The sequence below is a fragment of the Oryzomonas japonica genome (genome assembly GCF_008802365.1).
GTDB lineage: Bacteria > Desulfobacterota > Desulfuromonadia > Geobacterales > Pseudopelobacteraceae > Oryzomonas > Oryzomonas japonica.
The window spans coordinates 127,816-150,100 of sequence record NZ_VZQZ01000005.1; the positions used below are offsets into that span (position 1 = coordinate 127,816).

General features: G+C 62.5%; 20 protein-coding genes. 14 read left to right on the forward strand and 6 right to left on the reverse strand.

Annotation, left to right across the window (positions count from 1 at the left end; all coding sequences use genetic code 11):
• The first annotated feature begins 228 nt into the window (after window positions 1-228).
• The 3 genes from F6V25_RS09705 to F6V25_RS09715 all read left to right on the forward strand — a co-directional run bounded on the left by F6V25_RS09705 (window position 229) and on the right by F6V25_RS09715 (window position 5,465).
• Window positions 229-1,449: an ammonium transporter gene (locus F6V25_RS09705; RefSeq protein ID WP_149307193.1), complete on the forward strand. Its 1,221-nt coding sequence runs from the start codon at window positions 229-231 to the stop codon at window positions 1,447-1,449.
• A 223-nt stretch (window positions 1,450-1,672) separates the two neighbouring features.
• Entirely contained in the window at window positions 1,673-4,642 is a 2,970-nt protein-coding gene (locus F6V25_RS09710) for a tetratricopeptide repeat protein (RefSeq protein ID WP_246167015.1), read from the forward strand.
• Between the two features lies 1 nt (window position 4,643).
• Window positions 4,644-5,465 carry a LysM peptidoglycan-binding domain-containing protein gene (locus tag F6V25_RS09715; protein WP_191966150.1) on the forward strand — a complete coding sequence of 274 codons (822 nt, stop codon included), beginning with the start codon at window positions 4,644-4,646 and terminating at the stop codon, window positions 5,463-5,465.
• A gap of 96 nt (window positions 5,466-5,561) precedes the next feature.
• On the opposite strand, the gene F6V25_RS16995 is transcribed toward F6V25_RS09715, so the two are convergent.
• Entirely contained in the window at window positions 5,562-7,013 is a 1,452-nt protein-coding gene (locus tag F6V25_RS16995; RefSeq protein WP_191966151.1) for a hypothetical protein, read from the reverse strand.
• A gap of 161 nt (window positions 7,014-7,174) precedes the next feature.
• Between F6V25_RS16995 and F6V25_RS09735 the strand changes: the two genes are divergently transcribed.
• The 7 genes from F6V25_RS09735 to F6V25_RS09765 all read left to right on the forward strand — a co-directional run bounded on the left by F6V25_RS09735 (window position 7,175) and on the right by F6V25_RS09765 (window position 13,751).
• Window positions 7,175-8,578, forward strand: coding sequence for an FAD-binding oxidoreductase (locus tag F6V25_RS09735; RefSeq protein WP_151128394.1), 1,404 nt, complete (start codon window positions 7,175-7,177; stop codon window positions 8,576-8,578).
• A complete protein-coding gene (locus F6V25_RS09740; protein WP_151128395.1) occupies window positions 8,565-8,849 on the forward strand; it encodes a hypothetical protein in 285 nt (94 codons plus the stop codon). Before F6V25_RS09735 ends, F6V25_RS09740 begins: the two co-directional genes overlap by 14 nt.
• A 5-nt stretch (window positions 8,850-8,854) precedes the next feature.
• Window positions 8,855-9,433 carry a Maf family nucleotide pyrophosphatase gene (locus F6V25_RS09745; RefSeq protein ID WP_151128396.1) on the forward strand — a complete coding sequence of 193 codons (579 nt, stop codon included), beginning with the start codon at window positions 8,855-8,857 and terminating at the stop codon, window positions 9,431-9,433.
• Between the two features lie 205 nt (window positions 9,434-9,638).
• On the forward strand, window positions 9,639-10,322 hold the full coding sequence (locus F6V25_RS09750) for a YggS family pyridoxal phosphate-dependent enzyme (RefSeq protein WP_151128397.1): 684 nt from the start codon (window positions 9,639-9,641) through the stop codon (window positions 10,320-10,322).
• A complete protein-coding gene (locus tag F6V25_RS09755) occupies window positions 10,322-12,421 on the forward strand; it encodes an adenylate/guanylate cyclase domain-containing protein (protein ID WP_151128398.1) in 2,100 nt (699 codons plus the stop codon). The genes F6V25_RS09750 and F6V25_RS09755 overlap by 1 nt, the downstream gene beginning before the upstream one ends.
• Window positions 12,418-12,879: an SH3 domain-containing protein gene (locus tag F6V25_RS09760; RefSeq protein ID WP_151128399.1), complete on the forward strand. Its 462-nt coding sequence runs from the start codon at window positions 12,418-12,420 to the stop codon at window positions 12,877-12,879. Before F6V25_RS09755 ends, F6V25_RS09760 begins: the two co-directional genes overlap by 4 nt.
• Window positions 12,876-13,751, forward strand: a complete 876-nt coding sequence (locus tag F6V25_RS09765; protein ID WP_151128400.1) for a M48 family metalloprotease — start codon at window positions 12,876-12,878, stop codon at window positions 13,749-13,751. Before F6V25_RS09760 ends, F6V25_RS09765 begins: the two co-directional genes overlap by 4 nt.
• 86 nt (window positions 13,752-13,837) lie before the next feature.
• Here the strand turns inward: F6V25_RS09765 and mqnB are convergent, their stop codons facing one another.
• The 4 genes from mqnB to folE2 all read right to left on the reverse strand — a co-directional run bounded on the left by mqnB (window position 13,838) and on the right by folE2 (window position 18,753).
• A complete protein-coding gene (gene mqnB / locus F6V25_RS09770; RefSeq protein ID WP_338045593.1) occupies window positions 13,838-14,584 on the reverse strand; it encodes a futalosine hydrolase in 747 nt (248 codons plus the stop codon).
• Between the two features lie 64 nt (window positions 14,585-14,648).
• Entirely contained in the window at window positions 14,649-17,315 is a 2,667-nt protein-coding gene (locus F6V25_RS09775; RefSeq protein ID WP_151128402.1) for a PAS domain-containing hybrid sensor histidine kinase/response regulator, read from the reverse strand.
• Entirely contained in the window at window positions 17,315-17,983 is a 669-nt protein-coding gene (locus F6V25_RS09780) for a TIGR04282 family arsenosugar biosynthesis glycosyltransferase (protein WP_151128403.1), read from the reverse strand. Before F6V25_RS09780 ends, F6V25_RS09775 begins: the two co-directional genes overlap by 1 nt.
• Window positions 17,980-18,753 carry a GTP cyclohydrolase FolE2 gene (gene folE2, locus F6V25_RS09785; protein WP_149307267.1) on the reverse strand — a complete coding sequence of 258 codons (774 nt, stop codon included), beginning with the start codon at window positions 18,751-18,753 and terminating at the stop codon, window positions 17,980-17,982. Before folE2 ends, F6V25_RS09780 begins: the two co-directional genes overlap by 4 nt.
• Window positions 18,754-18,849: 96 nt before the next feature.
• Between folE2 and F6V25_RS09790 the strand changes: the two genes are divergently transcribed.
• Window positions 18,850-19,125: an acylphosphatase gene (locus F6V25_RS09790; RefSeq protein ID WP_151128404.1), complete on the forward strand. Its 276-nt coding sequence runs from the start codon at window positions 18,850-18,852 to the stop codon at window positions 19,123-19,125.
• On the opposite strand, the gene yihA is transcribed toward F6V25_RS09790, so the two are convergent.
• Window positions 19,115-19,714, reverse strand: coding sequence for a ribosome biogenesis GTP-binding protein YihA/YsxC (gene yihA / locus F6V25_RS09795; protein WP_151128405.1), 600 nt, complete (start codon window positions 19,712-19,714; stop codon window positions 19,115-19,117). The two genes, F6V25_RS09790 and yihA, sit on opposite strands and share 11 nt — an antisense overlap.
• 303 nt (window positions 19,715-20,017) lie before the next feature.
• On the opposite strand from yihA, the gene nuoH reads away from it, so the two are divergent.
• From nuoH to nuoI, 3 genes are all read left to right on the forward strand, one after another.
• Complete coding sequence (gene nuoH / locus F6V25_RS09800) at window positions 20,018-21,031, forward strand: NADH-quinone oxidoreductase subunit NuoH (RefSeq protein WP_151128406.1); 1,014 nt, start codon at window positions 20,018-20,020, stop codon at window positions 21,029-21,031.
• Between the two features lie 52 nt (window positions 21,032-21,083).
• Entirely contained in the window at window positions 21,084-21,506 is a 423-nt protein-coding gene (locus F6V25_RS09805; RefSeq protein WP_151128407.1) for an ankyrin repeat domain-containing protein, read from the forward strand.
• A gap of 213 nt (window positions 21,507-21,719) precedes the next feature.
• On the forward strand, window positions 21,720-22,250 hold the full coding sequence (nuoI, locus tag F6V25_RS09810) for an NADH-quinone oxidoreductase subunit NuoI (RefSeq protein ID WP_151128408.1): 531 nt from the start codon (window positions 21,720-21,722) through the stop codon (window positions 22,248-22,250).
• The last annotated feature ends 35 nt before the right edge of the window (window positions 22,251-22,285 follow it).

The window sequence follows — 22,285 nt, forward strand, 5'->3', positions numbered from 1 at the left end:
TAGTACCGGCTTATGCCCGGAATGAAAAGCCCCTCGTTTAACGAACTGTATGCATAAATATTATGCATACAGCCTATTAAATAGGCATTTGGTGAGGGGGCGTGTGTGGGCGAGTATAATTATTACAGCATGTTACGATGTGAAACGGCATGGTCGCTATTTTGCATGCGCCACACAGTTTGCCCAACGGCGGGCATATTTCACGAATACCAATGGGGGTAGTCGAGCATGGAGACCATGTCAACGGTGACTGGCTTGAAGAGTAGCGGCGATGTACTTTTTCTGATGTTGGGGGCGGTGATGGTCTTTGCCATGCATGCCGGGTTTGCCTTCCTTGAGGTGGGCTCGGTGCGCAAAAAGAACCAGGTCAACGCCTTTGTCAAGATTCTCACCGACTGGTCGGTTTCCACGATCGTCTATTTCGTGATCGGTTTTCCGATCGCCTACGGCATCTCCTTTCTGAAACCGGCCGAAGAGTTGCTGGGCAAGACCCAGGGGTACGACCTGGTGCATTACTTCTTTTTGCTCTGTTTCGCCGCCTGCATCCCGGCCATCATCTCCGGTGGCATTGCCGAACGGGCCAAGTTCTGGCCCCAGGTCTTTGCCGGTGCGGTCTTCGCCGGGCTTTCCTACCCGCTGTTCGAATCGCTCATCTGGGGCAAAAACAGTTCCCTGCTGCAAGGGATTTTTAAGGGCATCGGCGGTGCCGAGTTCCATGATTACGCCGGATCGGTGGTGGTGCACTCCATCGGGGGCTGGATCGCCCTGCCTGCCGTGCTCGTTCTCGGACCGCGCATGGGGCGGTACATTCAGGGCAAGTCCCATCCGCTGCCGATCAGCAATATTCCCTTTTTGGCACTGGGCTCCTGGATACTGGCGGTGGGGTGGTTCGGCTTCAACGTCATGAGCGCCGGCAACCTGGAGAAGATCTCCGGCCTGGTGGCGGTCAATTCCCTGATGGCCATGGTGGGCGGCGTGCTGGCGGCCCTGGTGGCGGGCAAAAACGACCCCGGCTTCGTGCACAACGGCGCCCTGGCCGGCCTGATCGCCGTCTGTGCCGGCAGCGACATCATGCACCCCCTGGCTGCCTTCGTGGTGGGATGTGTCGCTTCGGTCATCTTTGTTTACGGTTTTCACTACGAGCAGGAGGTGCTGAAGATCGACGACGTCCTGGGGGTCTGGCCGCTGCACGGCGTGATCGGCTCGTGGGGCGGCATCGCCGCCGGCATCTTCGGGCAAAAGGCCTTGGGCGGCATGGGTGGGGTGACCTTTGTCTCCCAGCTTGCCGGCAGCCTTTCGGCCATCGTCTTCGCCCTGGTCAGCGGCTTTGTGGTCTACGGCATCCTCGGCAAGACCGTGGGTATCCGCCTCAGTCAGGAGCAGGAGTATGCCGGGGCCGACCTGTCCATCCATAGTATCGGCGCCTACCCGGAGGACCATGTCCGGTGATCGCCGGAACGCGCTCGGCTTTCCCGCTCGGGGCCGTCTAACACATGGAAATAACCTTTTCTTTCGTTGACAAGGCCACGGAGAGATGCTATCTAAAAAGCATTTTACCTGACATTTCGCAGCTCTCCGTGCGCCTTAGCGCCGCGTCCTGGCCAAGAAGAGGTTACTTGCCGTGATTTCAATGAAATTTTGCCGCAATATTCTGTTTCGGTTTTTCCTCGTAGTGGCAATAATTTCAACGCTCATTGTCCCTCCCGGATTCTGTCAGGAAACTGAAGACTCCCAGATCTTCATGTCGGGCTTCAACGCCTACCAGCAGAAAAACTACCCTGCCGCCATCAAGAGGATGAACGAGGTGCTGCAAAAGTACCCCGACTCTCCCCTGCGTGACATGGCCATATTCTGGCTCTCCCGCTCCTACTACAAGAACGGCAATCTTCAGGACGCCGCCCGCAACATGTCCCGGTTCGCCAAGGAATATCCCGACAATCCCCTGAGGGCGACCGTGGAGGATGAGCTCCTGGCCTTGACGGCCCGCTATGACAAGGGTGAAACGATAGCGGCCGGCGAGGCGCCTGCAAAACAGGCCCAGGCACCGCAGGTGAAGCCGGTAGTTGCCCCGCCGGTCCGACAGCAGGCCGAGCAGGAACAACCGGCGCAAGAGCAGGCCGCCAAGGCCGAGCTTGCCAAGCAGCAGACTGAAAAGGAACGCATCGCCAAACAGCAGGCGGATCAGGAACGCCAGGCCGCCGAGAAGGCGGAGCAGGAACGGCTGGCACAAGAGCAGGCCGCCAAGGCCGAGCTTGCCAAACAGCAGGTTGAAAAGGAACGTCTCGCCAAACAGCAGGCGGATCAGGAACGCCAGGCCGCCGAGAAGACGGAGCAGGAACGGCTGGCAAAAGAGCAGGCTGCCAAGGCCGAGCTTGCCAAGCAGCAGGCAGAACAGCAACGTCTCGCCAAGCTGAAGGCCGAGCAGGAGCGCCTGACCGCCGAGAAGACGGAGCAGGAACGGCTGGCGAAGGAACAGGCTGCCAAGGCCGAGCTTGCCAAGCAGCAGGCTGAACAGGAACGTCTCGCCAAGCTGAAGGTCGAACAGGAACGCCTGGTAGCCGAGAAGGCCGAGCAGGAACGTTTGGCCAAGGAACAGGCTGCCAAGGAGCAGCTTGCCAAACAGCAGGCCGGGATGGAACGTCTTGCGAAGCAGAAGGCCGACCAGGAACGCATGGCGATCGAAAAGGCCGAAGAGGAAAAACTGGCGCAGGAAAAGAATGTTCAGGCACAGGCTGTCCAGGAAAAACAGGTAGCCGAACAGGCTGAAATCATGCGCCTTGCCCGTGAAAAGGCCGAGCAGAAACGCCAGGCGATTCTCAAGGCCGAGGAAGAGAGCAAAACCGCCGCACAGGCTGCCCAGCAGCGTCAGGCGGCGGTACAGGCCGAGCGTGAACGGTTGGCGGTGAAGAAGGCTGGGGAAGAGCGGGCCGCTGCCGAGGCGGGTGCGGCTCAAAAGCAGGCGGCCGCCAGAGCTGAAGAGCAGCGCCAAACCCAGACTCGCCAGGCAGAGGAAAAGGCACGTGCCGAAAAGGCGCTGCTGCGTGAAAAGGCCATAGCCCAGTACAAATCAATCATCGAGACCTATCCCGGCAGCAGCGCGGCCGTCACGGCCGCCGCCAAGCTGAAGGGATTGGGGGTCGCGGTCGCCCTGCCGCCCCAGGCTGCTGCGGTTGAGCGCCAGGAAAACGCGCAGGTCCTGAAATTTGAAGTGGGGCAGTACGTCGGTTTCGAATTCAACCTGTTGGCCCAACCCAAGGCATACGAGGTAGCTCACCGGGCCAGTATACCGTTCGAGGTCATCAATCGGGGCAACGGCAGCGATTCCTTTGTGCTGGAATCGGCCTTCCCGGCTGAATTCAAGGCCGAGTTCGCCACAGCCGGCGCCCCCGAAAAGGGTCTCAGGGAAACGCCGAAACTGGCTCCGGGCGAGGTGTTCCGGGGTGTGGTGAGTTTCGAGATCCCTCCGGCCAGTATCGATGGCTTGAAGATCACGTATCCCGTCAAGGCAGCCTCTACCCTCATGGCCGAGGCAAGCCAGTCGCGGGAGGTCGCCATGACCGCATCGGCCCCGCTTCTGCGGGCCGTGCTGAAGGCCGACAAGACGCACCTCCTGCCGGGCGGACAGGTCGTCTACCGTATCGTCGTCCTCAACATCGGGACCATGGCCGCCAAGGATGTTGCCCTCAATCTGAATTACCCCCCGCAGCTTGAGCCGCTCGATTATTCTGCCACCGGATTCAAACAGGGGATGAAGTCCGTGATGGTCACCGACGGACTGCAGATCAAGTCAGGGGAAAGCAGGGAGTTCAGCGTCGCCTTCCGTTTGAAGGACGATTCCCTAGCCGGTCAGGAATTGATCACCCGTGCCGAGCTGGTGAACAACCCGCTCCAGACCACGGCGGTGTTCGTCTCCAATCTGGCCTCCGTCGATCCGCAGCACGGCATCAAGGTCCACACCGCTTCCGAACGGCTGGTGGTCATCCCGGGCCAGACCACGACGATTCCGTTCGTGGTGGCCAATACCGGCAACGTGAGCGAGAAATACCGGATTACCTCGAATCTGAAGTCGGCCCCGGACATGGTCGTCTACCACGACATCAACCGCGACGGCATCCGCCAGGCGAACGAGCCGGCCATCACCGAGATCGGCCCGCTGGCGCCCAAGGAAGAGGCCGCCATCATTGTGGAGGTCAAGACCCCGCGGAGCGTCAGCGACGGGACGGAAGACAGCGTGCAGCTCACCTTCACCCCCGAAGGGGATGCGGCCCGGCCGGCCGTGGCCTCAGCCCGCCTGTTCTACTCGCGTCCGGTGCTGAAACTTGCTATCTCTGCCCGGGACGGCCGGCTCAAGCCGGGAGAGGTGGCGTCCTTCGACCTAGTCATCACCAATAGCGGCTCCAATCTGGCCCGGATCGTGGAACTCCAGAGCAGCTGGCCCGAGCAGCTTGAACTGGTCGGCGCCGACCCCGCCAACAGTTCCGCCGCCAACGGGAATATCCTCTGGAAGTTCAAGGAACTGGGCGCCGGAGAGAAGAAGGCCATCAAGGTTTCGTTCAGGGTCAAGCACGGTATCGGGGTCGGCACGAATATTCAGGTCAAGAACATCATGACCTATGAAGATCAACTTGGGAACAGGTACTGATATGGCGCGACGCCCCTGGAGAACTGCCGCAGCAGCGCTGATTTTTTCACTTGCCGTCGTACCGGCGTGGGGTGAACAGCAGTACCTCTATACGCCCAAGCCGGTTGGCCCGGAGGAACAGGGGCAGGGAAAGGACGGCATCCTGGTCCGCGAAGTGCCGGTGGAGAAGGGGGATACGCTCTCCGGTATTTCCCGCAGGTTCAGCGGCCATGGTTCCTACTATCCCCAGATACTGCTCTTCAACGATGTGAAAAACCCGAACCTCATCTACGCCGGTTCGACCCTCAGGGTCCCGGTGAGCGCCGGACAGGCGGCAGCTGCAGAGCCTTCCGGGGCACAGCCGGCCCCCGCGGCCCGGAAAAAGAGCGTCCGGCATGCCGGGAAAAAGGCGCCGCGCGCTGTTCAGCCCCCGTCCGCCGCAGTGCCTGCCAAGCGCAAGCAACAGTCGGCAACCGGCAAGGCCCCTGGCGACCACTCCATGGAGCTTTCCCCCAGCGACCTGAAACGGTTGGACAGCGGTCGGGAGAAGAAGGCCGAGGCGCGCAAGCGTGGTGTGGAAGGGCGGCAGAAGGCCAAAGCCAAACAGCCGGTTGGCGAGGATCGGGTGACCACAAGCACCCCGGCGGCATCTGTCCCGGCGGCAACGGGCGAGGACGCCGGTCAGAAACTGTTCGCCCAGGCGGTCAAGGCCTACCGCCAGGACGACTTTCGCGGAGCCCTGGAACTGTTCGACCGCTTCCTGGCAAAGAACCCCGACTCACCCCTGGCGGCCGATGCCAGCCTCTACAAGGCGGAGTGTTATCTGAAGCTCTCCAGCCAGTAGCAGCGTCACTCATGGAACAATACAAAACCGCCGCCGGCTCCCTTGCCGGCGGCGGTTTTTTTGATCCCAGCCCAATGTACTAATCCAGACTTTATACTACTGCCACGTCATGACAAAGGCGCGCAAGCGGCCCCCCCGCTCATCCCGGTAATAGACCACCTTGAGATTGTCGGCTATGCGGCCGCGCTGGATCTCGTAGCCATCCTTTTTCTCGGTCGCTTCAAGGACAAAGGCCGGTTTCTTAACCACCTGGTGGAGTACCCCCTTCATGAAAGATTCGGGGACCCCCTGCCCGCCCCGGTCGATCACCTGAATGGCCTTGATGGTCTCCTTTTCCCGGAACACCTTGAACTCGGTAACCTGTCCCTTGTAGCGTTCCCAGCCCGGATTGGCGGCACTGTAGGTCTTGTCCGCGCCGTAGCGGGGGATGAAGTCCGGCAACTTGCTGGGGCGCGCGCCTGCCCGGGACGGGGTGGGCTGCTCCTTGGGGCTGCGGTTCCCGGCGATGTCGGACAGGATAGCCTTGTCGCTCAATTGGGGCGTGGCCTCGCCACCCGCCGCGGGAGGCGCGGCGGCAACCGGGGGGGCGGGAGCGGCGGCCGGTTTCTGTGCGACAACGACCGGTGGTCGTGCCGGGGGGGGCGATTGGGGGGCCGGCTTCGCTTGCTGCACCGGCGGTTCGGTGATGATCGCGACCGGCTTCTGCTCCTCCGGCTTGCGGTTCTGGATCACCGTAACGACCACGGCGGCGATCAGAACCGGCGCCAGCCAGAGCAGGAAGGAGGAGCGCTTGGAGAGCTTCTTTTCCGGTTCGATGGTCTCCAGCTGTTCCACGTCCCACCCGGAGAACTGTTGCCGTATCGGTTCCACAGGCGGCTCCTGCTCCTGCATGCTCTCCACGGCGCTGTCGAAGGAGCTGGTAAACTCCGAGTAGACCGTGACCCGTGAGCGGGGGGCATAGGTGATGCCCTGATCCTCCAGGGACGGTTCTGGTGGGGCGGTCAGTGGTGCGGCGATGGCCAGGATGTCCCGAGTGACCGGCGCAACGGCCGGTTCCGGTTCCGGTTCCGGTTCCGGTTCCGGTTCGGCGGCTGCCGGTTCCGGGGGGGGGGGCGGTTGTGCTGCGGCAGTGGTTGAAACGATGTCCTCCACCGTCAGGGCTGCTTCCAGGCCGCTTTGGCCTTTCCGGGCGGGGGCGGCGATCATGCTTCGGATAGCGTCCAACAGCGCCTTTTCGTCCAGCGAGGTATCAATATGCCCCTGGTAGAGCTTGATGGTTTCGGGGCTGACCTGGGTGGGGGTGCAGAGCAGCACGAAGCGGCTGCGCTTCCTGCCGAGCTGTTTTTTGAGGTGCATCAGCAGGATGTCGGCGGAAAGCCCGGAGAGATGGGTCTGGACAAAGACCATGGCCGGTTTCCTGGCGATCAGCTCCTCGCCCCCTTTTTCAAGGCTGGATGCTGTACGCAGCGTGATGCCCTTGTCGTCCGCGAGCCGGTTGAAGATCTTCCTGAGGCGCGGTACATCGGTTATCAGCAGCAGGTCGGTCACGTAGGTTTCCTCCAATAACGGTAAATAGAATCCATTCTACGGCATGAACTATGCGTAATCAACATGATTGTTGGCCGTAGCGCCGCAAATGTGCCTTGCGCCGGACCGGGGTAATCATGTATCGTAGAGCCCGGATGGAAACTAACTCGAAAGGTATGCCGATGCTCGATTCACGGATTCTCGGCGAACTCGCCGCCATAGTCGGGGCTGACAACGTCCTGACCGAAAAACAGGATATGCTCTGCTACTCCTACGATGCCACCCAGATGGAGTTCCTTCCTTCTGCCGTTGTTCACCCGGCGAATGCCCAGGAGGTGTCCGCCGTGCTCAAACTGGCCAACCGCGAAGGCTTCCCGGTGTTCCCCCGCGGCGCCGGCAGCGGGTTCTCGGGCGGCGCGCTTCCCAAGGCGGGCGGCATCGTGCTGGTCACCACCCGCATGAACCGCATCCTGCGCATCGATACGGAGAACCTGATAGCCGAGGTGGAGCCGGGGGTCGTCACGGAACTGTTCCAGCAGGAGGTGGAAAAGCTGGGTCTGTTCTACCCGCCCGACCCGGCCTCCCTCAAGTTCTCCACCCTGGGGGGGAACGTGGCCGAGAACGCCGGCGGACCCCGGGCCGTGAAGTACGGCTGCACCAAGGATTTCGTCATGGGGCTGGAGGTGGTCCTGCCGAGCGGCGCCATCATCCGCACCGGCGGCGAGACCTACAAGGGGGTGGTCGGGTATGATCTGACCAAGCTCCTGTGCGGCAGCGAAGGCACCCTGGGGATCATCACCCGCATCATCTTCAAGCTGCTCCCCTATCCCGACGCCAAAAAAACGATGCTGACCATCTTCGACTCTATCGATGGGGCGGCCAAGGCGGTCTCGGCCATCATCGGCGGCAAGATCATCCCCACCACCCTGGAGTTCATGGATTACGCCACCCTGCAATGCGTCGAGCGCCGTTTCAACCTGGGCATCCCCCCCGAAGGGCGCGCCGTACTGCTGATCGAAGTGGACGGGGACCGCGATCTGATCGAGAAACAGGCCGGGCAGATCCACGCGATCATCAAGCCGCTGGGGTTGGTCCAGTTCCGCGCCGCCGAGAACGCCGTCGAGTCGGAGCAGCTCTGGAAGGTGCGCCGCCTGGTGTCGCCGTCCCTGCGGGACATCAATCCCGACAAGACCAACGAGGACATCGTCGTGCCCCGCAGCAAGGTCCCGGATGTGATCAGGCGGATCGAGGCCATCCAGCAAAAGTACGACGTGCCCATCGTCAATTTCGGCCATGCCGGGGACGGCAACATCCACGTCAACGTCATGATCGACAAGCAGATTCCCGGCATGCCGGAGCGGGCCGAGGGGGCGGTGAAGGAGATCTTCCAGGCCGCCCTGGATCTGGGGGGGACCATGTCGGGTGAGCACGGCGTGGGGCTTTCCAAGGCACCCTATATCGAGCTGGAGCTGTCACCGGACCAGATCGGGGCCATGAAGGCCGTCAAGCACGCCCTCGATCCGAACAACATCCTGAATCCGGGCAAGATGTTTCCCGGGGGGGAGGGGACGCATGCAGCAGGATAGCGGTAAGGGACGCCAGGAGGTCTCGCTCGTCGGGCGGATCCTGTCGCTGGAGACCATGCTGCTCCTCATGGGGGTGGCATCGCTCGTCTACGGCATCGTCAACGGCGTGGAGACCAGCATCCTCTGGGGGGTCGTCATCATCCCCGGCGTTTTCATCCTGATGAAGGTCCGCAAGAAGGATTGGCAAAAACATTGGCAGGATCTGGAGGCGGAGCAGAAGGCCCACGACGGGCGGAAAAATCCCCCTTCAGACCCGCCTCGGGAGAAGTGATTGATATGAAACATGGAGCAATCGTTCTGGCCTCTGCCTCGCCGCGCCGCACCGAGCTGATGGCCCTGGCAGGCATCGAATTCACGGTGGTTGCGGCGGATATCTGCGAGGATGCGCTGCCCGGCGAGAAACCGTCCGATCATGTCATCCGCCTGTCGCGGGAGAAGGCCGACGCCGTGGCGCACAAGACTGCCGGACGGTTTTTCATCGGCGCCGACACCGTGGTGGTCCTGGACGGCACCATCATGGGGAAACCCGCCGACGATGCGGATGCTTTCCGCATGCTGACCGCCCTGTCCGGCAGGAACCACGAGGTGATTACCGGCTTTACGGTCTTCGACGCGGTGAGCGGCATCCATCTCAGCCGGAGCGTGCATACCGACGTGACCTTCCGCACCATCAGCGAAAAAGAGATCCGGGACTACATCGCCAGCGGCTGCCCCAGGGACAAGGCCGGGGCCTACGCCATCCAGGGGGGGGCCGTGCATTTCGTCCGCTCCATCAACGGGTCGTACACCAATGTGGTCGGCCTGCCCATGGCGGAGTTGTACGAGGTGCTGCAGACGGTCGAGGCGCTCCCCTGATCGCATCCCGTCTTCGGGGCATCTTTCCCTGTCCCTCAATCGTAAAATCCTCGACGTAGCCGGGCTACGCCTGCGGTTTTACTCAATCAGGCCAGGAAAATCTCCCCCAAAGCCGGGCGCGATACCTGAACAAAATTATTTACGAACAAGTTCTTACTATCTTTGATTCCGGTGGTGGCAATCCGCCCGGAACAGGAAGAATCCCATGTCCATTGCAGAGCGCCTCAATCAGATACGGTCGCGGATCACGGATGCGGCCGTCAAGGCCGGCCGTGACCCGCAGACGGTGCGCCTGGTGGCGGTCTCCAAGACCCGCCCCCCGGAGGACCTTCTGGCCGCTTACCGTGCCGGGCAGGTCGTCTTCGGCGAGAACTACGTCCAGGAACTGACCGCCAAGACGGCCGCGATAACGGAACCGCTGGAATGGCACTTTATTGGCCATCTCCAGAGCAACAAGGTCAAATACCTGGCCGGGCTGGTGACGCTGGTCCACTCGGTCGACCGCCTCTCCCTGGCCGAGGAGATCAGCCGCCAGTGGGGCCGGTTGGGGCGGTGCTGCGATGTGCTGGTGCAGGTGAACATCGCCGGCGAGGCCACGAAGTCGGGAACGACCGAGGCCGGGGCGCTCCACCTGGTGCGTGCCATAGCCCAACTGCCCAACGTCAGGGTGCGGGGCTTGATGACCATGCCCCCCCTCTTCGACGACCCCGAGGGGGCCCGCCCCTATTTCGCGGAGCTGAAGCGGTTGTCGGAACTGATCGCCGCCGCAGCCATTCCGGGGGTGGAGATGGCGGAGCTTTCCATGGGCATGTCCGGCGACTTCGAGGCCGCCATCCAGGAAGGGGCGACCCTAGTGCGGGTCGGCACCGCCATCTTCGGTAAACGCTGATGCCCGCCCCGGCGCCCCGAACCGTTTCGGCGAAATCCCTGCGGATCGTCCTTCTGTCGTTGGCGTCGCTCCTCCTCGCCAGCCTTACCCTTACCCCGCTTTTTTCCTCCTTTGAACTGAAATCCTACGACCTGTTGTCGCGCCTGCTCAACCCTGAGCGGGGAGGCGCCGATATCGTCATCGTCCAGGTGGACCAGCCAAGCCTGGACGCCCTGGCCGCCGAGGGGGTCACCTGGCCCTGGCCGCGCCAGGTCTACGCCCCGGTCTTCGAACGGCTCGCCCAGGCCGATGCGGTCTTCGTGGATATCCTGTTCACCGAGCCCTCCTCCTACGGCGAGGAGGACGACCAACTCCTGGCTGCCGCCGTGGCCAGGGCCGGCAACGTCATCCTCCCGGTCTTCGCCACCGCCAACCGGCGGGAAAACGATGCTGCGGGACAGGCATTCCTTGATCGCATGACCGTCAACGGGGTGCCCGCCCCGGCCCCGGCCCTGCCATCGGCCATCACCCCCATCGCACCCCTGGCCCGTGGCGCCCACGGCGGCGGCAACGTCATGATCAAGCCGGACCGGGACGGCGTCTACCGCCGCCTGCCGCTCCTGTTCCAGGCCGCCGGCCGCACCCTGCCGCACTTCGTGCTGGGGCATCTTCTGGAACGCCGGGTGGTCTCCGTGCGCGAGGGTCGGCTGGTACGCGGCGCCGCACCGCTCCCCCTGGATGGGGGCGCCCTGCTGCCCCGTTTCCCCCGCGGTACGCAACCGTACCGGGCCGTGTCGATCCAGGAGCTGATCCGGGACGATGGCCGGAGTGCCTATCCGGCCTCATGGTTCAAGGGGAAAAAGGTCTTTCTGGGGTTGACCGCCGCCGGCCTCTATGACTTGAAGCCCACGGCCGTATCGGCGGTGACCTCAGGCGTGCAGGTCCACGCCGCCACCCTGGACGCACTGCTGCACGGCGCGTTTCTCCAGCGGGTGCCGGACGCCCTCTCCATCGTCTTCATGGCGGCCATCGCGGCGGCGACCTGCGCCTTCATCCTGACCCACACCTCCATCGCCGCGAACCTGGCGCTCTTGGCCGGCCTGCTGCTGGCCTCCCTGGGGGTGCCGGCGCTCCTGTTCAGCCAGGGGGTCTACCTGCCGCTCCTCCCTCCCCTGGTCGCCCTGGCGGTCGCCTTCGCCGCGGCCTCCACCTACAGCTATGCCACCGAGGGGCGGGAGCGCCGCTTCGTGCGGCGCGCCTTCTCCCAGTACATGGACGAGACCGTCGTGGCCCACCTGCTGAAGCATCCCGACCTGATCAAGCCGGGGGGGCAGCGCCGGCGGGTGACGGTCTTCTTTGCCGATATCGCCGGTTTTACCACCATTGCCGAACAGTTTCCGCCGGAGGAGACGGCCCTCATGCTGCACGATGTGCTGAACGCGGTGAGCGAAGAGGTCATCGGCCACGAGGGGGTGATCGACAAGTATATCGGCGACTGCGTGATGGCCTTCTGGGGGGCGCCCCTGGCCCGGCCGGATGCGGAACGTAACGCCTGCCGCGCGGCCCTGGCCGCCCAGACCGCCCTGGAACGGGTCAACGCCTCATTCAAAAACCGCGGGTTGGGGACGATCTCCCTGCGCATCGGGCTCCATACGGGCGACGCCATCGTGGGCAACCTGGGGAGCGACCGGCTCTTCGACTACACCGTGGTGGGGGATACGGTTAACCTGGCTTCCCGGCTGGAATCGGCCAACAAGTTCTTTGCCACGCGCATCATGCTCAGCGAAGCCACTCTGCGGGAGGCCGGGGATGGCTTCCTGGCACGGGAACTGGGGCTGATCGCCGTCAAGGGGAAGGAGTTGCCGGTGCGCATCCATGAACTGCTGGCGGAACGGGACGGCGCACCGGTAGAACTGGCGGCATGGGTCGCATTGTACGGCCGGGCGGTTGACGCCTTTCACCACCGGGAGTGGCAGGCCGCCGCAGCGCTGTTCGAGGAGGCTCTCTCACAACGGCCCCAGGACGGGCCGGCCCTCTTTTACCTGGACTGGTGCCGACGCTGCCTTGAAACTCCCCCATTGACTGATGACTGGAATGTGATACATATGAAAGAGAAATGAAATCATTCGCCCGTTACATACTGCTCCTCTGCCTGTTTTTGGCCGTGGATGCCGCCGCCGAGACGGTGAGCGTCGTCACCCGGGACAACGCCATCCGCTCCGAGAGCCGTTTCTTCGCCCCGGTCAGGGCCAAGGTGCGCTTTGGCGACCGTTTGACCGTCATCGGCCGCAAAGGTGACTGGTACCAGGTGAGCGCCAAGGGGGTGAGCGGCTGGGTCCACAAGAGCGCCGTGGAGTCCCGTTCCTACTCGGTATCCGGGCGAGGGCGCTCCGCGGGCGGGGTATCGGCCGACGAGGTATCCCTGGCCGGCAAGGGGTTCAATCCCCAGGTCGAGGCGGGGTATCGCAACGCCAACAAGAACCTGAACTACGGAACGGTGGACGAGATTGAGCGTCTCGCCGTGGGCGAGAAGAGTCTGGAGACGTTCATCCAGCAGGGAGGTCTGATCCAGCCATGACGCTCCCGCTGCCATCAATTGCCCGCCGTATGGCCTTTCTGTTGCTGGCCGGCCTCTCCCTGGCAGGCTGCCGGCTGGAGGATATCACCCCCCAGCAGATCGGCATGATCGCCTCGTCGGTGCAGACCATCGGCAAGGCGGCGCGTCCCGTTGCCGACGAAGAGGAGTACTACATCGGCCGGGCCGTGGCGGCCCAGCTCACCGCCACCTATCCCCTCTACCGCAACAAGCGCCTGACCGAGTACCTGAATCTGGTGGGGCAGACGCTGGCGCTCCACACCGAACAACCGACAACCTTCGGCGGCTACCATTTTGCCGTTCTGGACACCCCGGAGATCAATGCCTTCGCCTGTCCCGGCGGCACCGTTCTGATCACCCGGGGGATGGTCGCCTCGGTGAAAAACGAGGATGAACTGGCCGCCGTACTGGCCCACGAATTGGGCCATGTCATCCATCGCGACGGCATTGCGGCCATCCAGTCCTCCCGCTGGAGCCAGGCGCTGCTGATCATCGGCAGCCAGGCTGCCCGGGAGTTCAGTTCCAAGGATACCGCGCAACTGGTCTCCCTGTTCCAGGGCTCCATCGACGATGTGGTCAAAACCCTCGTGGTGAACGGCTACGGCCGGGATCAGGAGAAAAAGGCCGACCGGGCCGCTCTCGGGTATCTTGCCGCGGCCGGCTACGACCCCCAGGGGCTGGTGGGGTATCTGGATCGGCTTCAGGAGGCGGGCAGAGGGTCGAAGGGGGGCATCCTGGCCACCCATCCCGGAACCGACGAGCGCCTCGAAAATGTGCGCGAGGCGGGCGTCCCTTCCGCGGACCGTTCCGGGTTTCCCCGGCGCAGCAAACGTTTTGCGGAAATGGTCCCCTGACGGCCACATAAACACACCACAACAAACAAAGGCCCTTGGGAGTATCCCTCCAGGGCCTTTGTTGTGTACGTGAGCCGGCTTTTGTCTTACCGTTCGGGCGCCACCTGCACAAAAGCGCTCAACTCCGGCCGGTCCAGGTCTTCCAGGTATTTGAGTACGAAACGTTGTGCCGATTCCGCAGCCCGCGGGATATCCCAGGCGCTCATATCCCGATCGACCACCAGATTGCTGATGCCGCGGATCTCCAGGCAGTCCACGCCCGACCGCAGGCATATCTGGGCTACGGCCGCCCCTTCCATGCTTTCGGCAATGGCGTTGAAGTGTCGCGCCAAGGTCTCGCCGCGCTGACGCGTCCCGCTACAGGTGGAAACGGTCACGAACCGCCCCCGCATCAGGAGCACTCCGTAATAATCGGCAAGCTGCATGGCCTTTTCGGCGGCGTGTTTGGACAGGGGAATTTCATTGTGATAGGCCCGCTTGCCCTGCATGAAGGATGGTAACTCCATGAAGCGCAGATCCCTCCACCCGCCGGTCGTCAGGACCCCCTCATCCCCCAGAATTTCGTTGCTGGCAACGGCGAGGTGGCCGATGGAAAGCCCGCTGCCGGGATAGGCGCCCGCGCAGCCGGTATTGATAACCAGGTGAGGCCGGCAGCGTTCGATCAGGGTAGCCGTGGCGGCAGCGGCGTTGATCTTGCCGACGCCACCCGCGCAGAGTAGTACGGGGAGCGTACCGATGGTCCCCTCGGCATACTCGAAAGCGGTTGCTGTCTGTCGGACTGCGTTGGTCAGGGCGTGTTCCAACAGGGTCATTTCCTGTGGCACTGCCGTCATGATGAGAATCGGTTGCATAACTATGGGAGTAGCCTTTCTTTGTTTCTTTTCTTTGTTTACGGGTCTATCGCTTCTCAAGCCATTTGTTCAGGACCGTTTCCAGGTCCTGGACCAGCACCGGTTTTGAGAGGTAATCGTTCATGCCCGCTTCGATGCACTTATCCCGTTCGCCGGCCATGGCGTTGGCCGTCAGGGCGATCACCGGAGTTGCATGATTGAGGACGTGGGATGCGGGGTCGCGGATGACGGCGGTGGCGTCGTAGCCGTTCATTTCCGGCATCTGGCAGTCCATCAAAACCAAGTCGTAGGAGGTGCTTTCCAGGGCCTTGATCGCGTCGCGACCGTTGGCCACGGCCTCGGCCTCGTAGCCCAGCTTGTTGAGCATCATCCTGATCACCCGCCGGTTGGTCGTATGGTCCTCGGCCAGCAGGATGCGGGCGCGTTGGGGGGCGTCGGCGTCACGGTTGAAGAAGATGGTCCGGTTTTCGCCTTCCTGATTCTTCATCGGCTTCTGCTCCTGTTTCTCGAACGGCAGGACGATGCGGAAGGTTGAGCCCGTGCCCACCGCGCTTACCACATTGATGGAGCCGCCCATGAGTTCGGCCAGTTGGTTGCTGATGGCCAGCCCCAATCCCGTGCCGCTGTATTTGCGCGTGCTTGAGCCGTCGACCTGGACGAAGGGGGTGAAGATGCGGCCCAGATACTCCTGGGGGATGCCGATGCCGGTATCGGTTATGGCAAACCGGAGCGTCACCTGTCCCCCCTCCTCCGCCTCGCGGGATACGTGGACCGCCACACCACCCTGCCGGGTGAATTTGATGCCGTTGCCCACGATGTTCCTGATGATCTGGGCCAAGCGGCCCGGATCGCCCTTGAGGTGCAGCGGCACATCCGGTTCCACCTCCCAGTCCAGCTGCAGCCTTTTTTCCTCGGCCTGCAGTGACAGTATCAGTATGGTGTCCTTGAGGACGGTCTGGAGATTGAAGTCGCGTTTCTCAAACAGAAGTTTTCCTGCCTCGATGCGGGCGAAGTCGAGAAGCTCGTCGATGAGGTCCAGCAGATCCTTGCTGCTTTTGAGGGCGATCCCGGCGTATTCGAGCTGTTCGGAGGTCAGATCCGTATCCATCAGAAGCCCGCTCATGCCGATGATGCCGTTCAAGGGCGTGCGGAGCTCGTGGCTCATGTTGGCCAGGAACTGACTCTTGGCGGCATTGGCTGCATCGGCCGCGTCCCTGGCCGAGATCAGGGCCTGTTCCGTCTGCTTCCGTTCGGTAATGTCCTGAAAAAAACCGATGTAGCGATCATGGTCGAGCTTGACGGCCTGAATGGACACCCAGAGCAAGCCCCCGTCTTTCTGCACCAGAAGCGACTCCCGGCTGGTGGAGCCCTCTTCCTTCAGCCGCTCGAAATTTTGCAGTCCCGTTTCCCGGTATTCGGGGGGCAACACATCCGTGATGGACATGCCGGTGAGTTCGGCTTCGGCATACCCCAGCATCGCGGCTCCGGTGCGGTTTGTCTCGACGTACCGTCCCAAATGGTCGACAACGAATGCGCCGATGGGCGCAAACTCGATATACGAACGGAACTTGGCCTCGCTTTCCCGCAAGGAGTCGATCATTTTTCGCCGTTCGGTGATATCGAACATCTGCCCGCGCAGGATCGGCTGCTGGCCCTCCTCGGCAATCACCGAGACGGCATTGCGCAGCCACAGGGTGCTGCCGCCGGCATCGATCATCCGGAATTCGAACTGTCGTGATGCGCCGTCGTGCCCCATTCCGCGGCAGATATCCAGCACCCAATCGCGATCCTCCGGGTGGATGTGGTCATGGCAGAAGTCCGGATCGGACAGCCAGTCCGACACCGGGTAGCCCAGCAGCCGTTCGGCCTGGGCGCTGACGAACGTGAAACGAAGCGTACCCGCAGCCGCCTCCCAGACGATCCCCTCGATCGTATCCACCAGTTTCTGGTAGCGTTCCCGGGAGCGGAGCGCCTCCCGTTCCGCTGTCAGGTGATGTTCCCACAATTCTCGGCCGTAGATATAGCCGAAGACCGGGATGGCGAATATGTGCAGGCCGTGGCGGATCGGTCCGAGAACGGTGATGGCGTTTTCGGATGAGATGCCGTATGCCAAGCCCAGGGCGTCATCCAGAAAAAAACAGCCGAAGGCGATCAGGAGCGCCGTTCGGCGCCATCCCGAAACACGCCACAGGAAGACGAGGGCGGCAGCCAGCACCAGGGCCCCGGCGAGGTGGAAGGTTACGCCATATCCGCTGGCATGGAAGTTCGCCTCCGGAAGGCTGCTGCTGAAGGAGGCCCAGCCCCGGAAGGTTGCCAGATAGGCGGCAAGCAGACAAGTCACTCCTCCTTTGAGGTAGCGCCGGGCCAGGCGGGTATCGAGCAGGTTGTCCAGATAGGCGGAGGCGATCCATACCAGGGAAACACCGGTCAAAAGCTGTTCCACCGGTTTGGTGAACGGCTGCATGAGCGCGTTTGGAATCGTCTTGCTGAAGGAGAGGAACAGAACGGCGAACATGAAGAGTTCCCGCACCAGACCGAGGGTGAAGCCGATCAGCAGCAGCCTGTTGCGCTGCGGGTCGTGGCGGCGCTGGCGCATGGCCGCCCCGATGAGCAGGGCCCAGAACAGGGCCGCCGTGCCGAGGCGGACGAAATGATCGGGTGCAAAGTCCCCGCCGGTAAACTCGACCAGTATTGCCATCAGATAGTCGGACATTAGGTCGCACTTCCTTTCAGACGCCGCGCCACGGCCAGGGTCCGGGGCGCAGTATCCCGCGCCGGCCGTTCCAGAAATGCCTCCAGGTCCTCACCTGTGTCGATATCCCGCCACGGCGGCAGGAGGGCGGTCCCGAGCCCGCAGAGCCGGGCCCGTTCCAGGCTGGTTTGCAGAACCCCCGAGCTGCTCCAGGCGATCTCCTCGAACAGCCGCTTCTGGAAGCGCCGCAGGCCGAGCAGGTAATAGCCCCCGTCCTCGGCCGGGCCGAAAACCGCCTCGGCTTCCCCCTGCTCCAGGAGGTCAAACGCCCGGCGGATGTACTCCGGGGGGAGGTCGGGCGCATCGCTGCCGATGATGCAGCATGTTTCGCAACCGCTTGCCAGGGCTGTTTCAAAGGCGTTGGCCATGCGTTCGCCCAGGTCTCCCCCTTGCTGTTCGAACATCGCCGTCCGGGGCAGGGCCGGAACAGAGGGAACGGATCCGTTTTCCAACGCCCAGAAGATCAGCAGGCGGGTATCGTCCAGGGTGACGGCGGCGGCAAGCACATCGGCCAGCATGGCCGCATACAGGTCCGTTGCGCTCCGATGGCTGCCCAGATCCTGGGCCAGCCGGGTTTTTACCGTGCCGACGAGCGGTTCCCGGGCAAAGATGATCAGTCCTCTGGTCATGCCCGGCGGTCGAGCTCCACGGCAGCATAGGCCGAATGGTTGTGGATCGACTCGAAGTTTTCCGCCTCCACCGAGAACCAGGTGATGTTTTCCACGGCTGCGAGCCGGGAATAGGCCTCCCGGACCATGTCCTCCACAAAACGCGGATTGTCGTAGGCCTGCTCGGTGACGTACTTCTCGTCCTCTCGCTTGAGCAGGGAGTAGAGCGGGCTGCTGCCGCATTGCTCGATCAACTCCACCAGATCCTCGATCCAGATGAACTCCCGGTAGCGCACCCGCACGGTCATGACGCTGCGCTGGTTGTGGGCGCCGGCGCGGGAAAGCTCCTTGCTGCACGGGCAGAGCGAGGTGAGCGGCACCTTGACCACCAGCACGAAATCCAGAATATCGGTCATGGACGCCTTGAACTCGCAGCTGTACTCCATCAGGCTCTTGGCGCCCGAGACCGGCGCCTTTTTTTCGATGAAATAGGGAAACTGAATCTCCACGTGGGCACTGGCGGAGCCGAGCCGGGCCTTCACCTCGTCCAGGATCGGTTCGAGCTTGTCCAGGCCGATATGCTCACGGTGGCGGTTGAGAATCTCCACGAAGCGGCTCATGTGGGTCCCCTTGAAGTGGTGGGGCAGGTCCACGTACATGTTGATCCGCGCCACCGTGTGCTGGAGCGAATGGTTCTTGTCCATCACCACGATGGGGTAGGAGATGTCCTTGACGCCGACCTTGGCGATGGGTATCCTGCGGTGGTCGGGACGTTTCTGCATGTCCGGCATGGCCGTCTTGTCCGCGGCCGTTTTCGTTGGTTGTTGCACCATGGGATTGTCCTGTGGATCGGTTGGGATCTGTTCAGCATCCAAGGGGGATACCGTATGAATATCAGAGTTTCCGTCACGGTTTTCGGCCGTGTCCAGGGGGTAGCGTTTCGTCACTACACCAGCCGCCGCGCCGCGGAGTTGGGCGTCAACGGCTGGGTTGGGAATCTGCCGGACGGCTCGGTCGCCGGCGTGTTCGAGGGCGATGAGAACGGGGTGAATGCCCTGGTCGACTGGTGCCGTCAGGGGCCGCCCACCGCCTGGGTGGAACGGCTCGACCTGCGCCGTGAGACCTGCACCGGCGAATTCACGGGGTTCTCCATCAGGTCGTGACGCTCTCCAGCCCGGCCAGTTCCGTGATCACCCGCCAGACCCCCTCGCGCCCGGCCTTCGACAGGGCCGAGAAGGGGAGCAGATCCTCCCGGTTGCGGCCGATGGCCGCAGCGATCACTCCCGCCTGGCGGGCCTGCTCATTCTTCGAGAGTTTGTCGCATTTCGTCAACACGATGATCGGCGGGATACCATAGGTCTCCAGCCAGCGCAGCATCTCCAGATCCCCGTCCGCGGGGATGCGGCGGATATCCAGGATCAGGACCACCGCCCGCAGGTTCTCGCGCTTGGCCAGGTAGGTCTCGATCATCGGTTGCCACTGTTTGCGCACCTCGGGCGGTGCCTTGGCGTAACCGTAGCCGGGCAGGTCCACCAGGACCAAACGGCCGTTAACGTCGAAAAAATTGATCAACTGGGTTCTGCCGGGAGTGGAGCTGGTCCGAACCAGGCTTTTGCGGTTGACCAGCACATTGATCAACGACGACTTGCCCACGTTGGAGCGGCCCACAAAGGCCACCTCGGGCAGGGCCGTCTCCGGGTAGTCCTTCGGTTTTACCGCACTCTTGATGAATTCCGCCTGATGTACATCCATGTCAACACTCTCCTTGGCCACCGTATTATAGTGCGCCGCGTCATGGCTGTTCAAGCGCTTATTTCTCTGGCGCCGACAATTTGGAATTTATTCGCACCAGCGCCCGCCCTTTTACGGAATATCCGCGCCGGGGGGGCAGGCGCAACCCCTTGAAACGCCGGCGTTCGGCCGCAGTTCTTCCTGTGGCGTCCCTCCCGCGATGCCATTCGCACCCTGGAATTAGTCGGTGGCGTTCGACACGTTTTTGTGATATATGAATACCATTCCGTTGGTGTCCTCTTACATGCTCCTAACCAGGTACCGATGACGGCATCCACTGTGGACATAGCGCTGTTTGCGGCAAAGCTGGGGATGATCTTCTTCGTGATCCTTACCTTGGCCGCCTACTTGGTATTCGCCGAACGGAAGGTCCTGGCCTGGATCCAGGATCGCAAGGGACCAAATCGCGTCGGCCCCCTCGGACTTCTCCAACCCCTCGCAGACCTGATCAAGCTCCTCACCAAAGAAGATTTTTGCCCAATAGCCGCGGACAAATGGCTGTTCTATCTTGCCCCGGCCATGGCCGCCATCCCGGCTATCCTGACCTTTGCCGTCATCCCGTTCGGCGCGCCGGTGACCATTGCCGGCCGCCGGGTGCCGATGCTGGTGGCCGATCTGAACGTCGGGCTGCTGTTTTTCCTGGCGCTCTCCTCCATCGCCGTGTACGGCGTTGCCATCGGCGGCTGGGCCTCCAACTCCAAGTACTCCCTGCTGGGGGGCATCCGCGGCCTGGCCCAGTTGATCTCCTACGAACTGTCCATGGGACTGTCCCTGGTGCCGGTGGTCATGCTGGCGCGTTCCTTCAGCCTGGCGGACATCGTCGCCGCCCAAGCCACCATCCCGTTCGTCGTCTACCAGCCCTTGGCCTTTCTCATCTTTCTCATCAGCATCACGGCGGAGTGCAAACGCATCCCCTTTGACATCCCCGAGGCCGAGGGGGAGTTGGTGGCCGGCTTCCACACCGAATACTCCGGCATGCGCTTCGGCCTGTTCTTTGTGGGGGAATACATCAATATCATCGTGCTGGGCGGACTGGCGACGACCTTCTTCCTGGGAGGATGGCACGGCCCCTTTCTGGCGCCGGTGATCTGGTTTTCCCTCAAGACCCTGGCCTTTGCCTTCTTCTTCATCTGGATGCGCGGGACCCTGCCCCGTCTGCGCTACGATCAGCTCATGCACCTGGGGTGGAAGGTGCTGACGCCCCTGGCCCTGGCCAATATCCTGGTCACCGGCTGGTGGCTGGCGTTGCGGGGGGATATGATGCCTTTATCACGATGAGACTACGGACATCGCCGTCCGGCATATAAATCAACCACGGGAGGAGTCGAACATGGAAAGTGTGAACGCCAAAGACCGTCACGGCCACACCCCTCTGATCAATGCCGCGAAAGAGGGGCAGAAGGACTTTGTTCAAGACCTGCTGCACCGGGGCGCCGACTTGACCGCCAGCAGCGACAAAGGCAAAACGGCCCTCCACTACGCCGCCGCCAACGGCCACACCGAAATCGTCAAGATGCTGGTCGACAAGGGCGCCGACGTTGACGTGCGCGACCATGAGGGGCATACTCCCCTGATGCTGGCCGCCATCTACGGTTGCAACCTGACGGTGCAAGCCCTGCTGGACGGCGGTGCCGATGCCGGACTCAAGACGTCCACCGGCAACACCGCCAGCCTCTATGCGGACAACAACAGCCACCCCCTGGCCTCGGCATTGCTCAAAAAGGCCGAACGGGCCAAACACGGTAACGCATAACCATCCCGCAACTCCCGAGCAGAGACGCCCCGCCGGGGCGTCTCCCGTTTAAGAGGTTGTTGAAAAACAGCCATCTCGCCGCCGTCCTCGAAAGCCCTTTTGTGCGGCGTAGCGCTGCTACGCCTCCGCAAGGCTTTCTGCGGGTGCGACGATCTGACTATTTTTGAACAACCTGAGTTGTTCAACAGCCTGTCAAGGAATCTGGATAAAACCGTGCCGATACTCTCCGACATAAAGGCCATCCTGGGCGGTTTCCGCATCACCCTGGCGCACATGCTGCGCCGGCCGGTAACCATCCAGTATCCCGAGGAAAAACGCACCCCGTACCCTCGTTACCGGGCGCGGATCGTGCTGACCCGCGACCCGGACGGCGGCGAGCGCTGCGTGGCCTGCTACCTCTGCTCCGCCGCCTGCCCGGTGGACTGCATCTCCATGCAGGCGGCCGAGCGGAAAGACGGCCGCCGCTACGCCGCATGGTTCCGGATCAATTTCTCCCGTTGCATCTTCTGCGGCCTGTGCGCCGAGGCCTGCCCGACCCTGGCCATCCAGATGACGCCCGATTACGAGATTTGCAAGCGGGATATCATGGATCTGGTCTATGAAAAGGAGGACCTGCTGATCGACGGCTGCGGCAAGGACGATTCCTACAACTTCTACCGCCACGCAGGCATCGCCGTGACCCAGCCCCGGGGCGAGGGGGTGGAGGAAAAGCCGCCGGTGGATGCCAGGTCCTTGATGCCGTAACGGCGGAAATCAAATCTGCCACGGAGACACAGAGA

Bases quoted from the DNA above. Each gene is read 5' to 3' on its own strand.
- F6V25_RS09735 (WP_151128394.1), top strand. From the start codon at position 7,175: ATGCTCGATTCACGGATTCTCGGCGAACTCGCCGCCATAGTCGGGGCT.
- F6V25_RS09765 (WP_151128400.1), top strand. From the start codon at position 12,876: ATGACGCTCCCGCTGCCATCAATTGCCCGCCGTATGGCCTTTCTGTTG.
- F6V25_RS09775 (WP_151128402.1), bottom strand. From the start codon at position 17,315: ATGTCCGACTATCTGATGGCAATACTGGTCGAGTTTACCGGCGGGGAC.
- F6V25_RS09780 (WP_151128403.1), bottom strand. From the start codon at position 17,983: ATGACCAGAGGACTGATCATCTTTGCCCGGGAACCGCTCGTCGGCACG.
- F6V25_RS09715 (WP_191966150.1), top strand. From the start codon at position 4,644: ATGGCGCGACGCCCCTGGAGAACTGCCGCAGCAGCGCTGATTTTTTCA.
- nuoH (WP_151128406.1), top strand. From the start codon at position 20,018: ATGACGGCATCCACTGTGGACATAGCGCTGTTTGCGGCAAAGCTGGGG.
- F6V25_RS09745 (WP_151128396.1), top strand. From the start codon at position 8,855: ATGAAACATGGAGCAATCGTTCTGGCCTCTGCCTCGCCGCGCCGCACC.
- yihA (WP_151128405.1), bottom strand. From the start codon at position 19,714: ATGGATGTACATCAGGCGGAATTCATCAAGAGTGCGGTAAAACCGAAG.
- F6V25_RS09805 (WP_151128407.1), top strand. From the start codon at position 21,084: ATGGAAAGTGTGAACGCCAAAGACCGTCACGGCCACACCCCTCTGATC.
- F6V25_RS09760 (WP_151128399.1), top strand. From the start codon at position 12,418: ATGAAATCATTCGCCCGTTACATACTGCTCCTCTGCCTGTTTTTGGCC.
- folE2 (WP_149307267.1), bottom strand. From the start codon at position 18,753: ATGCCGGACATGCAGAAACGTCCCGACCACCGCAGGATACCCATCGCC.
- F6V25_RS09750 (WP_151128397.1), top strand. From the start codon at position 9,639: ATGTCCATTGCAGAGCGCCTCAATCAGATACGGTCGCGGATCACGGAT.
- F6V25_RS09755 (WP_151128398.1), top strand. From the start codon at position 10,322: ATGCCCGCCCCGGCGCCCCGAACCGTTTCGGCGAAATCCCTGCGGATC.
- F6V25_RS09705 (WP_149307193.1), top strand. From the start codon at position 229: ATGGAGACCATGTCAACGGTGACTGGCTTGAAGAGTAGCGGCGATGTA.
- F6V25_RS09740 (WP_151128395.1), top strand. From the start codon at position 8,565: ATGCAGCAGGATAGCGGTAAGGGACGCCAGGAGGTCTCGCTCGTCGGG.
- mqnB (WP_338045593.1), bottom strand. From the start codon at position 14,584: ATGACGGCAGTGCCACAGGAAATGACCCTGTTGGAACACGCCCTGACC.
- F6V25_RS09790 (WP_151128404.1), top strand. From the start codon at position 18,850: ATGAATATCAGAGTTTCCGTCACGGTTTTCGGCCGTGTCCAGGGGGTA.